This window comes from Candidatus Culexmicrobium sp. (genome assembly GCF_058356305.1).
This window is the reverse complement of sequence record NZ_JBTVBB010000031.1, coordinates 1-13,326: the sequence shown is the minus strand read 5'-3', so window position 1 is coordinate 13,326 and position 13,326 is coordinate 1. Positions and strand designations below refer to the sequence as shown.

Genomic DNA, 13,326 nt, shown 5'->3' with positions numbered 1-13,326 from the left:
ATATTGTGAAAATACGGATAAAATGGGAGGACTTATTTACTTTAATTGGAAAGAGACTAAGTATAAATGAAATTTCACAAATATTACCGTTATTTAAATGTGAAGTAGATAAATATGACGTAAAAGAGGCAGATATATTAGTCCCGATAGATAGAATTGATCTTTTTTCCGTTGAAGGAATTTCAAGAATTTTACGAAATTATTTAAAAAAAGAAACAATTGATAGAATTGAACAAAAAGGAATCAATGTGACAATTTATGTTACTCTTGAAGCAATAAAAGTAAGACCATATATTTCATGTGCAGTTATAGAAGAAGTTTCACTAGGCATAGAAGCAATAAATCAAATTCGACAATTTCAAGAAAAAATACATAAAACATATTGTCGAAAGAAAAGAAAAGCATCTATATCTGTACATGATCTCGACAAGCTATCTTTACCAATAACATTTACATGTAAAAAGCCCGAAGAGATTATATTCAAACCAATAGGAGGAAAAAAAGCCATGAAAGCTAAAGAAATATTAACCCAAACTTCCATCGGTAAGTCTCATGCTCATCTCTTCTTTGCATTAGAGAGATACCCTGTCATTATTGATTCAAAAGGAAAAGTTCTGTCAATGCCGATGGCCGTGTGTAGTGAAGAAACAAAAATTAATGAAGAAACAAGTCGATTACTAATCATATCAACTGGTATTGAAAGAGGGCTTGTAGATAATATTACTAATGTGATGGTAGCTAACATGCTGGAAAGAGAAGGAAAAATAAGATCAGTATTGATTAAGTATCCACATGTTGAAAACATTACCCCAATACTTAGAAGCAGAACAATAGAGATAAATCTAAATAAAGCTAGGAAAATACTTAACATAAATCTGACCATGAAAACTGTAAAGGAATTATTATTAAAAGCAGGATATAAATTGCAAAATAAAAGTAAAGATAAAATAAAGATTTTGGTTCCCTTTTATCGGTTTGATGTCAAATGTATGAATGATATACTTGAAGATCTTCTATTATTATATGGGATTGAAAAAATTAAGAGTAACAATTTAAAAGGTAGTAGAATAGCAATAAGGGATAAATTGTCATGGTTCATAGATAGAGTGAAAGAGTATATGATTGGATTCGGATTTCAAGAAATAATAAGTCAAACTTTGATTGATGGAAATATACTAAATGAATTTTTTGGTATTGATGAAAAGCATATGATAAAGGTATTAAATGTAGTTCAACCTGGACGTGATACTTTAAGAAGCTGGTTACTTCCAGGGATACTTGAATTCTTAAGCAACAATAGAGAAAGAGATTATCCTCAAAAAATATTTGAAATAGGCTATGTTACTAAGCCTTCAGAAGAAAGTGATAACAAAAGTAGAAGTATTTTGAGGATTGGTGCAGCAATATCAGACTTTAAAATAAGTTATGAAAAAATAGCCACTCCTGTATACTTGATGCTGAAGAAAATTAGAGTACCATTTAAATTTGAGGAAACATCTCATAACGCATTCATTTTAGGAAGAACTGCCCGTATAATTATTGGGAAAGGACAAGATAAAAAGGAAATTGGAATTATTGGTGAAATTCACCCTAGAATGTTAATGAAATTTAAAATTCTAAATCCTGTAGCTGCTTTTGAATTAAATCTTCAGAGACTATTTGAATATACTATAAAGGTACATGGTGGGGCCGCGGAGATTTGAACTCCGGTCACGGGGACCCATTGGGGGAGAGTACTCTAACCCCGCAGCCTTCCAAGCTAGCCTACGGCCCCTCTATCATTTAAATGCAATATAAATTATCAATTTAAATCTTGCTAAAGATTACAGCTTAATATTTTTATCATGTATTATGAGATACTATTTATGGGGCTAGTAGTGACTAGAGAAGAAATTGCAAAAAAGATAGCAGGAGAAATAGTACTTTCAGATAAGCCGTGGATTGTCATGAAAAAATGGAGAGAGCTTTTCAATATAACGCAGATTGAAATGGCGTTAAATATGGATGTTTCCCCTTCAGTCATTAGTGATTATGAAGGAGGAAGAAGAAAATCTCCTGGCTCAAGATTTATAAAAAGATATGTAGAAACTTTATTGAAAATAGATAATGAAAGAGGAAACCCTATTCTTAAGGAATTTGAAAAAATAATGACGATATCAACTGACGCTATACTTGACATAAAAGAATTTTCAGAGCCAGTATCAATTAAAAATTTTTGTGACATAATTAATGCTGAGATAATAGCTTGTAAACACTTGAGTAGCAGAAGAATCTTTGGGTATACTGTTGTTGATAGTATTAAATGTATAGAAACACTTTCCGGTATAGACTTTCTCAGACTCATGGGTACAACATCTATGAGAGCCCTAATATTTACAAAAGTTAGTCGTGGACGATCACCAATGGTAGCGATTAGAGTACATCCAATAAAACCAGCAGCAGTTATTATTCATGGAACTGAAAAAATTGATTCATTGGCTATTAAGCTTGCTAGGATAGAGCAAATTCCATTAGCAGTATCTCATGTGAATAATGTTGAAAAACTATTATATATATTGAAGAATTTTGGTTTGAATCTTGAAAAATGAAACATAAAAATAGAAAAATGAAAAGAGAGATAATTCTTATAGGGGAAAGTTTACGAAAAAACGTATATTATCTATTGAGAAGATTCTTAATGCATTATCTAATTCACTAAGAATTGAAATTATGAAAAAATTAAGTAGAGAGGGGGAATTAAGTTTCACAGAATTAATGCAGGAATTAAATCTATCTCCAAGGACTGATGCAGGAAAATTTGGATATCATATAAGAATGCTTGTTGAAAATCAATTGATACGTACAAATCCTCGGACTGGAAAATATATCCTTACAGATATAGGCAAAATAATGACTGAAATACTATGGGAACTTGAGGATATCAGTAGAAGAAGATCAAGGGAAATTATGGTTAGAACTTCAAGGTTAACTATTGAACCCTTCGAGCGTAAGAAAATTGTAGAAGCGTTAATGAGGGAAGCAAAGGTGCCTAGAAAATTAGCTGAAGATATAGCAAGAGAAGCTGAAGAGAGATTAATTAGGCTAGAGATAGATTATCTAACTGCACCATTAATACGTGAATTTGTTAACGCTATACTTTTAGAACAAGGGTTAGAAGATTATCGCCATGCACTAACTAGATTGGGATTACCTGTATATGATGTAGAAAAGTTAGTTAAAGAAGCAATTTATGGGGGTGAAGCATTGCCTGACAAAATACATGCTATGGCTGGTGATTCAGTTATGGAAGAATATACATTAATCAAACATTTACCAAGAGAAGTCTCTGATGCTCATTTAGCAGGTAAAATTCACATATGTAATGCAAATTATTGGTCACTTCGTCCTGCAACAGTTCATCATGATATTTCATTCTTCCTAAGAAGCGGTTTCCCACCTGCAGGAATAAGCCCCATATTTTCTTACAGTAAGCCACCTAAATCATTTAGAGCTGCTTTAAACTTTATAGTTAGAATTGTACAATTAATGCAAAGCAATTTAGCTGTAGGACAATTAATAGATAACTTCAATTACGTTCTTGCACCTTATGCTAAGGGACTAAAAAAGGACGAAATAAAAAATGCACTAAGGGAAATGTTCATACAGTTAAATCAAATGTCAACATCAAGAGGAGATGTTATTCCATTAGCCATTAGCATTAGCATAAAAAATCCATCTAAAAATAGTCAACAGTATTACGAAGAAGCATTAAAACTATTCCAATCAATTATTCAAACTATGAGTGAAGGAGATGATTTAGGGAAACCATTCTTAACACCGTTACTAATTGTTAAATTAGACAAGCAAATTGTGGGAGATGATGACTTTAACGAATTATACATGGATCTGTGTAAACTTACATCAAAATGGACTTTGCCATATTTCATTAATCTAGATGCAGATTGGCAAAATGAAAACATAACTTATGGATGGGATTTGTCCAGAATTCCATCAACAAGGAAGACTGGAGGAATACGAAGTGGATGTCTTGACACAATAATAATAAACTTACCGAGAATAGCATTGGAATCAAAAGGAAATGATGATAAGTTTTTCTCGAATCTTGAAAAAAACATAGATCTGTGTATTAAAGCATTTGATGTAAAAAGAGAAAGCATAAAGAAGAGGCTTGAAAGTGGACATTTACCATTACTAGGAAGTACTGTTAATGGAACGTATTACTATAAAATTGAAGATGCTATTGGAAATATAGGATATGTAGGTTTACCTGAAGCTGTAAAAATACATACAGGCTATTGGATTCGTGAAAACAACACAGCATTAAGATTTGCAAAGAAAATAATTGAAGTTATTAGGAAGAAAATTAGCATAGAGAAGAAAACATTAGGTTTAACTCATATTTCTTTGGAAGAAGACGTAGAAAGCAGATTTGAAAGAAATGATATTGCTAGTTTCGGGTATACTACAATAAAGGAGAAACTTGGAAATGAATTGATGTATACTGCTAATGCGCATATTCCGTTTCGCATGTCTATTTCACTTAAAAGGAGAGTTAAAATAGAAGAGCAATTTCATGAAATAGTAATGAATGGTCATGGATTAAACATTCACTTAAAGGAACCTACGCCAAGTAGAGAATATTTTGCGAAAGTTATACGCTGGTTTATCAATAATACGAAGTTAGGAGCCTTTACATTTACCAAAGACATCACATTTTGTAAGCGATGCGAAAAAATTTATGCAGGATATCATAGTAGATGCCCTTACTGCAGAAGATCATTTGGAAACATTGTATATCTCGCTAAGAAGGTTAACGTGTATGCAGCTTTGACTAAGGAAGAAGAAAGATACTTTAAGAGGACGAGATATACTTTGTAATCTAGGTTACTTAAGTGCCCCTAAAAGTAACGCTAGAAGAGCCATTCTAACCACTAGACCATACCGAGTTTGTTTAAAATATTTTGCATAGGGAGTCTCATCTATACGTGTATCTAGTTCATCTACTCTGGGTAATGGATGTAATATTATTAGATCAGGCTTACAACCATCAAGAAGCTCAAGTGTAAGTTTATATGAACCTTTGACCTTCTCATACTCAGAAATGTCTGGAAAACGTTCTTTTTGTATTCTGGTTACATATATTACATCGGTAACTTTAACTACTTTATCGAGAGTATCATACTCTTTAACTTTCACACCGAGCTCTCTTAAATCATCTATTATCTCTTTTCTCATTCTTAATAAGGGTGGGGCCACTAATAGTAGATTTATATCGTAATAGGAGAGAGCATATGCTAATGAGTGTACAGTTCTTCCATATTTTAGGTCGCCAACTAAGGCTATTGTTAATCCATCGATTTTTCCTTTTTCACGTTTAATCGTATAAAGATCTAGAAGTGCTTGGGTAGGATGTGATAATGCACCCGAACCAGCATTTATTATTGGAACTTTTGCAATTTCTGCAGCTAATCTAGCGGCACCTTCTAGAGGATGTCGTAAAACTATGATATCAGCATAATTTTCGACCACTCTTATAGTGTCAGATAAAGTTTCACCTTTAGCAATAGATGCAGCTCCTGGTTCTGAGAAACCTATAACACCCCCACCTAGCCTTAACATTGCAGCCTCAAAGCTTAGTCTAGTTCTGGTACTTGGCTCGAAAAAGAGTGATGCAAGAATTTTCCCCCTTAGCAAATCTAAACGTTTATCTAGCATAGACTCTAACTGCATAGCTACCTTAAAAATATACTCTATTTCATCACGTGTATAATCCTTTATGCTGATAAAATCCCTACCCTTAAAATTCAACACCGCCCTATATGAGTTTAATCCTTAAATAATTAAATGTTTTCTCTTAGTTCAAAAACAACTAAAATATACTCCTCAAAGTATATTACGTAAATAGTGAGAAACAAAATGGTGGGCGAAAACATTAGAGTTGAAGAGTTAAGGATAAAAAAGATAGAAGAAGGTACAGTTATTGATCACATTCCTGCAGGATATGCATTCAGCGTCTTAAGAATCTTAAATATAAGTGGAAAAGAAGGTTTCATCGTTAGTATCGCTATGAATGTTCCAAGTAGGAAATTGAAGAAAAAAGACATTGTAAAAATTGAAAAAAGAGAGTTAAAAGAGGAAGAATTAAATAAGATAGCACTTATAGCGCCAACTGCAACTATAAACATAATAAAGGACTTTAAGGTGATTAGGAAAAAAAGGATAACTTTACCAGATACTATAGAGAATATTCTGAGATGTATCAATCCAAGATGCATTACTAATAGTCCAAGAGAGAAAGTTATGACAAAATTTCTAGTCATAAGCAAGAAGCCAGTTAAACTTAAATGTAAATATTGCGGCATCATACTTGAACTTGAAGATATCATACAACAGTTCTAGATCATTGAAAAGTATTTAAAGTTCTAAATCTAAATCTCGTTAGATTAGAGGAGTGGCAATAATGGGGGAGATAGCAGAGAAGTTGAAGGAAATATTATTGGCAGAAAAAGAGGCAGAAGACATTATCATGACAGCAAAAAAGGAAGCAGACAAGATAGTTAAAGAGGCAGAAAGAAAAGCAAAAAGCATGCTTGAAAAACTGGACATATTAGTAGAAAAAGAAATTGAAAAGTTAAAAAGTCAAAAATTTAGAGAAATGCAACAACAAATAGAGAATATAACTAATGATGCAAAAAAGAAAGTTAATGAAATTAAGAGGAGGACTGAAGAAGTGATAGAAACTCTTGTAACAGAAATTGTAAGAGAGATCTTGGAGGGAGAAAAAAGTGAAAAATGAGGAAGTAAAACGCATAATAGAGATTATTATGAAAGAAGCCGAAAATGAAGCAAGTAGAATCATTTCTGAAGCTAAAATAGAAGCGGAGAAAATAGTTAGGAAAGTTGAGGAGCAATTAAAACGTAATGTAGAAGAAAAAGTTAAAAAGACTTTTAAAACCATTAGTGGAGAAGAAATTCGAAGGAAAATTGCAGAAGCAAAACTAGAAGCTAGGAAAATGATTTTAAATGCAAAAGAAGAAGCTATAAAGATGGTTTTCAATGCTGTAATTGAAAGGCTAAAGAAAATTACTGAAAGTGAGGAGTATCCGAGAATTCTTGAAAAATTAATTTATGAAGCAGGGAAGACGCTGGGTGGAGGAGAATTAATAGTTGAGTTAAGTGAAAAAGATGGAAAATTAAAATTAAACTGGGAAAAAATAGCTAAAAAAATCGAAGAAGACACCGGGGTCAAAACTATAATAAAGGAGGTCAATGCAAAATTAAACTGTATTGGCGGGGTTATTGTTAAGAGTGCTGATAGTAAATTTACTTTTGACAATACATTTGAAGAAAGAATAAATCGTTTAGAGAGAAGACTAAGAGTAATAATCGCCAAAAAACTTTTTGGGTGAAAGTATGAAAGTTGCACTTGTCGGAGATTATGAAACAGTTATCGGGTTCAAACTTGCAGGATTAAGTAGAGCGTATACTGTAGAAAATGAAGTTGAAGCTGAAAAAGTAATACGTAAACTTTCAAGAAATCCTGAAATAGCTATTATAATTATAACTGAAGCTATCGCGAGTAAAATTAGAGGAGTTTTAAGGGAATTTTATGGAAAAACCAGACCAATTATTGTGGAAATTCCAGATAGAAGAGGCCCTATCCCCACACTTGAATTTGTGAAAGACCTAGTTAGAAGAACTGTTGGAGTTGAGATTATCTTAGGTTAGGTGAGAAGTATGGAAAGAGTTGGTGAAATCATTAAAGTTGCAGGTCCTGTTGTGGCAGCTAAGGGACTTAGGGGAGCTAGAATGTATGAAGTTGCCAGAGTAGGAGAGGAAGGACTAATAGGAGAAATAATCAGATTACAAGAGGATGTTGGAGTCATACAAGTTTATGAGGAAACTTCAGGATTAAAACCAGGCGATCCTGTATATGCTACTGGAAGGCCATTATCCGTAGAACTTGGTCCCGGAATTATAGGTCAAATTTATGATGGAATCCAGAGACCGTTACCAGAAATACGTAAAATTATTGGAGACTTTGTTAGGAGAGGTGTTACTGCACCTGCACTTCCAAGAAAAAAGAAATGGCATTTCACACCCGAAGTTAAAGTTGGAGAAAAAGTTCAAGAAGGAGATGTACTAGGAGTCATACCAGAAACACCATTAGTGCAACATAGAGTTTTAGTGCCGCCAGGAATTTCAGGTAAAATAACTGAAATTGTTGACGAAGGAAGATATGTAGTAGATGATGTCATAGCAAAAATACAAACTTCATCAGGTACAGTTCCAATAAAAATGATGCAAATTTGGCCTGTAAGAAAACCGAGACCATTTAAGGAAAAACTTCCTCCTGATGAGCCATTAATAACTGGACAGAGAATAATAGATGCATTATTCCCAATAGCAAAGGGAGGAACAGCAGCTATTCCTGGAGGATTTGGAACTGGAAAAACTGTCACACAACATCAACTCGCTAAATGGAGCCATGCAGATGTCATAGTCTATGTGGGCTGTGGTGAGAGAGGAAATGAAATGACCGAAGTTCTCGAAAGATTTCCAGAGCTAAAAGATCCAAAAACAGGAAGACCATTAATGGAAAGGACAATATTAATCGCCAATGTAAGTAATATGCCAGTAGCAGCCAGAGAAGCAAGCATATATACAGGAATCACAATAGCTGAATACTTCAGAGATATGGGATACGATGTAGCACTAATGGCTGACTCAACATCAAGATGGGCTGAAGCTCTAAGAGAAATAAGCGGTAGATTAGAAGAAATGCCGGGAGAAGAAGGTTTCCCACCCTATTTAGGTGCAAGACTATCTGAGTTTTATGAAAGAGCAGGAAAAGTAATAACACTTGGAAGTAAAGAAAGATATGGATCAGTAAGTGTAATTGGAGCAGTTTCACCTCCTGGTGGTGATTTCTCGGAGCCAGTTGTTCAGTGTACATTGAGGGTAGTTAAGGTCTTTTGGGCTCTTGATAAAGCTCTAGCTGAGCGAAGACATTTTCCAGCTATAAATTGGTTAATAAGCTATTCACTGTACAATGATATACTTCAGAACTGGTATGCTAAACAACTTGCACCAGACTGGCCTAAAATTCGTACAGAGGCTATGGCAATTTTACAAAAAGAAGATGAATTGAAGGAAATAGTTAGATTAGTTGGACCTGATGCATTACCTGAATCAGATAGGGAAATTTTAGAAGCAGCTAGAATGATTAGAGAAGACTTTTTGATGCAACATGCATATCACCCAATAGACTCATATTGTCCGATAGAAAAAACTTACTTGTTATTAAAAGCAATATTACATTTCCATAATCAAGCTAGGCAAGCATTAGAAAAGGGAATACCTTTATCAAAGATACTAGCACTACCAATAAAAGATGAGATAGCTAGATTAAAAATCGTACCACCAGATAAATTTAAGGAAGCATATGAATATATTGTTACAGAAACCAATAAGCAGATTACTCAATTAATTGAAGAATTGGAGGAAGTTAGAGGGTAATAACATGTCGTCTCCATCTCTTAAAGCTTTAAAATACAAAACTGTAACAGAAGTTACGGGACCACTACTAATAGTTCAAGATGTGAAGGGAGTAGCTTATGGAGAACTTGTGAAAATAGAGACACCAAGTGGTGAAATTAGAACAGGAACAGTATTAGAAACTGGATTAGGATATGCAATAATTCAAGTATTTGAGGGCACAAGAGATTTAGATACAAGCAAAACTACTGTTAGGTTTACTGGAGAAACAATGAAATTACCAGTCTCGGAAGACATGCTTGGAAGAATATTCAATGGAAGAGGAGAACCAATAGATGGTGGACCACCAATAATTCCAGAAGATGAATTAGACATACATGGTGCTCCAATAAATCCTGCTGCACGAGAATATCCAAAAGAATTTATCCAAACAGGAATTTCAGCTATCGATGGGATGAACACTTTAAGTCGAGGACAGAAATTGCCATTATTTACTGAGTCAGGACTACCACACAATATACTAGCTGCACAGATTGTCAGACAAGCCACCATTCCCGGAAAAGAAGAAGAATTCGCAATAGTATTCGCTACGATGGGAATAACCACCGAAGAGGCAATATATTTTAGACAAGAATTTGAGAGAACTGGTGCACTTGAGAGAGTAGTGATGTTTATCAATTTAGCAGAAGACCCAGCCATAGAGAGGGTGATAACACCACGACTGGCTCTAACTACTGCAGAATATTTAGCATTTGAGAAAGATATGCACATACTTGTCATATTAACTGATATGCTAAACTATGGTGAAGCATTAAGAGAAATAAGTGCAGCACGTGAGGAAGTACCTGGACGTAGAGGATTTCCAGGATATCTGTATACAGATCTAGCAACGAATTATGAAAGATGTGGAAGAATAATTGGTAAAAAAGGGAGTATAACGTTGATACCAATAGTTACAATGCCAGGAGGAGATGTAACACATCCAGTTGTGGATCTTACAGGGTATATTACTGAAGGGCAGATCTATCTTGATCGTGCGCTTTATAGAAAAGGAATTTATCCACCAATAAACGTATTACCTTCACTGTCTCGATTAATGAAAGAAGCTACCAGATATACGAGAAAGGATCATCACCCACTGAGCGATCAATTATATTACTGCTATGCTGAAGGAGTAGAACTTAGAGGGTTAGTAGCAGTTGTTGGTGAAGAAGCATTAACAGATAGAGATAGAAAATATTTAGAGTTTGCAGATGCATTTGAAAGAAAGTTCATCGCCCAAGGAGTTTATGAAAACAGAAGTTTAGAAACAACTCTACGAATAGGATGGGATCTTTTATGTGAATACATTCCTGAATCAGAGTGGAAGAGATTAGATCCCGACATTATAAAGCAATATTGCCCCACATACTCTAGAATTTCCTAGATTTCCTTCAATTTTATATATTTCTCTTTAAAGTTATACCATAGCTTAGTTTCTTGAGTATTAAGAAGAAGGGATAATATTAGTTAGGGGGCCGTAGTCTAGCTAGGTTTAGGACGTCGCCCTCGGGCGGCGAAGGTCGTGGGTTCAAATCCCACCGGCCCCACTTTTATCTTCATTTTGAAGATAAAAATCCATGATATTTAAGGTGCCATCTGGATATAATTTTATTGTTGAATTCAATTTTGCATATCAGTAAGTCTATGAAGCCTTGATTAGAACTAAGTTCTAACATTGAAAAGCCTAATGAAAGATAATGACTTTTAAAGTATTGAGAATAATAAAGTAAAATAGGTACTACTAAGGTATTAAAGTTGTGATTAAAAATTAATTGGATTTTTGAATTTTCTTCGTTTAAAAATAAAAAAGAGTGGTTTATTTGTCTACTTCCATTATGACTATGAATTTCCATTCTCCTTTGGTTGTGTTTTTGGGTTTAAACCATAGTTCTATTGTTTCTCCTGGTTTTAAGTTTACACCTATATCATCGCTGGATCTTAATTTTTTAGTTATAATCCCCTTTGTTGTATGATATGCGCGTGTTAGTGGAAGTGCGAAGCCCTTGTTAGTGTCTTTGTTTATTGCTATTAATATTATTCTGTCAACAAGTGAGGTCTGATTATTTAATTGTTTAAAATTCAATTTATAGACTCCTTTATTTACGGCTAAAATGGAACTAATTACATGTACATCTGTTGAATTTCTCCCGCCAATAATTTCCAAAGACCCTTCAAATTTCCAATCTTTGCCATTCCAAATTAGAAGCATAAGGCTTTCATGATCCATACCACTATCATCATTCTCATACCACACCCTGAGACTACTAAACTCAGCTTCACAATAACCGCTACACTCTTCAGCTACATCTTCAACTTGTGCAAGCCAACAATCGGCAATAGCGAAATATACATTTGCATTATTTGCAGCGTTGCGAGCATTAATTAATTCATTCAATAGATTGATAGTATATGAACCTACACCTTGAGTATAATACCTTGTATAAACCATACTACTTGGCAAGTGCTTTGTGAATTGACCATCAAAAGGCTTAAGAATACCACCGAGTGCATAATAGAAATCTATACCAAGCACTGTTTTAGGATAATATGTTGACTCGCCAGTATTAGGATCGTATTCAACTACATTGTAAACTTTAAACCAAACATTTGTTAACACGCCCCACTCCAAAGAATTATGGATAAGACGTATAATATGTTAGCGTAGTTTCAAGCCATAATTGCTTAATGGATGATGTTATTTGTAATAATGGGGGTTTATGTATTCCTGGAGGTTCAGGGTCATCCCAAACCCATCCTTGTGTAACTCCAGCACAAACTGTATCTGTACCCTTATCAGTGTCCGCCCTTAATAAAAATCTCCAATCTCCACCAACATTTACTAGTATTGCGTAATCACTATTTGGTTCAAGAGTTCCATGACCACCTGTGAAAAAATTCCACCACCAAACTCTGCCAACCCAATAATCACCATTGTCAAATTCCGGGTTTTTAGTCCAATCATAAATCTCTGCATAAACTAGTGGGAACCCTAAAAAAGTAATGTATAATATTACCAACATACCTATGTTTAAATATTTTTTCATAAAAATCCCTCATATAATTTATTTTAAGAAAAAAAAATTTAACTTTTTCTTTTCGTAGATATCTTATAGCGGTTACTGTATATATGAAGGTTAGTATTATGGCTGAGTATCGAAGTAATGGCTCTATATTGACGAGTATATTGTAGATTAGTGGAGAAATACTGTTAATTAATAAAAAGAGGGCAAAACCTACACCTGCAGGCATTATTCCAATAATTAACAGCATATAACAAATCATAGAAATATTGTATTCTAGGAAGGGAATACCTTTAACAAGCCAAAATAAAAATGGTGAAAAAAATAAAGCTAAAACAATAAAAGAGAAGGGTAACTGAACAAGAGAAGCCATCCAAATAAACTTATAACCCCCATATAAACCCAAAACCCAAAGAATATTCAAAATAACTATGGGTACTAGAAGTAGATTATATAGAGAAAAAATAATTGAAAAACCAAGATTAAATAAGCAAACAATAAGAAGAACAGTTACACCTAAAGGTCTTTTAACTACTTCAGACATAACATTCAAAATAAAGTTAGTAAAAACTAATTTAAAAAATTAATGGTAGATATTGAAATTTTTTATATTAGATAAAACACTTATGCTATCATTTGGAATATAATCTTAGAGCATATTAGATTGAAAAAGGATACTAAATATGACGCAAAAAGGAATCATAAAATGAATTGGATTATGAGATAATTGTTAGTTTTGCATATTGTTGTGTTCTCGGGCGGCGAA

Annotated in this window: 12 protein-coding genes and 2 tRNA genes; 10 read left to right on the top strand and 4 right to left on the bottom strand. The window is 33.7% G+C overall.

Annotated features, from left to right (window positions below; translation table 11 throughout):
* The first annotated feature begins 5 nt into the window (after window positions 1–5).
* The gene (gene pheT / locus ACW8TM_RS09240; RefSeq protein WP_491533086.1) at window positions 6–1,703 is read left to right on the top strand and encodes a phenylalanine--tRNA ligase subunit beta; all 1,698 of its coding nucleotides are present in this window, start codon (window positions 6–8) and stop codon (window positions 1,701–1,703) included.
* Here the strand turns inward: pheT and ACW8TM_RS09235 are convergent.
* Window positions 1,682–1,774 (bottom strand) — tRNA-Pro (locus tag ACW8TM_RS09235). The genes pheT and ACW8TM_RS09235 overlap by 22 nt on opposite strands.
* Window positions 1,775–1,877: 103 nt before the next feature.
* Here ACW8TM_RS09235 and ACW8TM_RS09230 point away from each other — a divergent pair.
* Together ACW8TM_RS09230 and nrdD are read left to right on the top strand one after the other, a co-directional pair.
* The gene (locus ACW8TM_RS09230; protein WP_491533004.1) at window positions 1,878–2,588 is read left to right on the top strand and encodes a helix-turn-helix domain-containing protein; all 711 of its coding nucleotides are present in this window, start codon (window positions 1,878–1,880) and stop codon (window positions 2,586–2,588) included.
* A gap of 64 nt (window positions 2,589–2,652) precedes the next feature.
* Window positions 2,653–4,878 carry an anaerobic ribonucleoside-triphosphate reductase gene (gene nrdD, locus ACW8TM_RS09225; protein ID WP_491533085.1) on the top strand — a complete coding sequence of 742 codons (2,226 nt, stop codon included), beginning with the start codon at window positions 2,653–2,655 and terminating at the stop codon, window positions 4,876–4,878.
* A gap of 6 nt (window positions 4,879–4,884) precedes the next feature.
* Here nrdD and pyrB read toward each other — a convergent pair whose 3' ends face one another.
* Entirely contained in the window at window positions 4,885–5,808 is a 924-nt protein-coding gene (gene pyrB / locus ACW8TM_RS09220) for an aspartate carbamoyltransferase (protein WP_491533003.1), read from the bottom strand.
* A gap of 108 nt (window positions 5,809–5,916) precedes the next feature.
* Between pyrB and pyrI the strand changes: the two genes are divergently transcribed.
* From pyrI to ACW8TM_RS09185, 7 genes are all read left to right on the top strand, one after another.
* The gene (pyrI, locus tag ACW8TM_RS09215) at window positions 5,917–6,399 is read left to right on the top strand and encodes an aspartate carbamoyltransferase regulatory subunit (RefSeq protein ID WP_491533002.1); all 483 of its coding nucleotides are present in this window, start codon (window positions 5,917–5,919) and stop codon (window positions 6,397–6,399) included.
* A gap of 61 nt (window positions 6,400–6,460) precedes the next feature.
* Complete coding sequence (locus ACW8TM_RS09210) at window positions 6,461–6,796, top strand: hypothetical protein (RefSeq protein ID WP_491533001.1); 336 nt, start codon at window positions 6,461–6,463, stop codon at window positions 6,794–6,796.
* The gene (locus ACW8TM_RS09205; protein WP_491533000.1) at window positions 6,786–7,409 is read left to right on the top strand and encodes a V-type ATP synthase subunit E; all 624 of its coding nucleotides are present in this window, start codon (window positions 6,786–6,788) and stop codon (window positions 7,407–7,409) included. The genes ACW8TM_RS09210 and ACW8TM_RS09205 overlap by 11 nt, the downstream gene beginning before the upstream one ends.
* 4 nt (window positions 7,410–7,413) lie before the next feature.
* A complete protein-coding gene (locus tag ACW8TM_RS09200) occupies window positions 7,414–7,728 on the top strand; it encodes a V-type ATP synthase subunit F (protein ID WP_491532999.1) in 315 nt (104 codons plus the stop codon).
* A gap of 9 nt (window positions 7,729–7,737) precedes the next feature.
* On the top strand, window positions 7,738–9,519 hold the full coding sequence (locus ACW8TM_RS09195; protein ID WP_491532998.1) for an ATP synthase subunit A: 1,782 nt from the start codon (window positions 7,738–7,740) through the stop codon (window positions 9,517–9,519).
* A 4-nt stretch (window positions 9,520–9,523) separates the two neighbouring features.
* Window positions 9,524–10,924, top strand: a complete 1,401-nt coding sequence (locus ACW8TM_RS09190; protein ID WP_491532997.1) for a V-type ATP synthase subunit B — start codon at window positions 9,524–9,526, stop codon at window positions 10,922–10,924.
* A gap of 87 nt (window positions 10,925–11,011) precedes the next feature.
* Window positions 11,012–11,087: transfer RNA gene (locus ACW8TM_RS09185), tRNA-Pro, on the top strand.
* 269 nt (window positions 11,088–11,356) lie between these two features.
* Here the strand turns inward: ACW8TM_RS09185 and ACW8TM_RS09180 are convergent.
* Both ACW8TM_RS09180 and ACW8TM_RS09175 read right to left on the bottom strand, forming a co-directional pair.
* A complete protein-coding gene (locus ACW8TM_RS09180) occupies window positions 11,357–12,157 on the bottom strand; it encodes a hypothetical protein (protein WP_491532996.1) in 801 nt (266 codons plus the stop codon).
* 16 nt (window positions 12,158–12,173) lie between these two features.
* On the bottom strand, window positions 12,174–12,584 hold the full coding sequence (locus ACW8TM_RS09175) for a hypothetical protein (RefSeq protein ID WP_491532995.1): 411 nt from the start codon (window positions 12,582–12,584) through the stop codon (window positions 12,174–12,176).
* Window positions 12,585–13,326 lie beyond the last annotated feature (742 nt).

Coding starts and splice junctions, on each gene's coding strand:
- ACW8TM_RS09175 (WP_491532995.1), bottom strand. CDS start 12,584: ATGAAAAAATATTTAAACATAGGTATGTTGGTAATATTATACATTACT.
- ACW8TM_RS09195 (WP_491532998.1), top strand. CDS start 7,738: ATGGAAAGAGTTGGTGAAATCATTAAAGTTGCAGGTCCTGTTGTGGCA.
- ACW8TM_RS09190 (WP_491532997.1), top strand. CDS start 9,524: ATGTCGTCTCCATCTCTTAAAGCTTTAAAATACAAAACTGTAACAGAA.
- ACW8TM_RS09210 (WP_491533001.1), top strand. CDS start 6,461: ATGGGGGAGATAGCAGAGAAGTTGAAGGAAATATTATTGGCAGAAAAA.
- pyrI (WP_491533002.1), top strand. CDS start 5,917: ATGGTGGGCGAAAACATTAGAGTTGAAGAGTTAAGGATAAAAAAGATA.
- ACW8TM_RS09200 (WP_491532999.1), top strand. CDS start 7,414: ATGAAAGTTGCACTTGTCGGAGATTATGAAACAGTTATCGGGTTCAAA.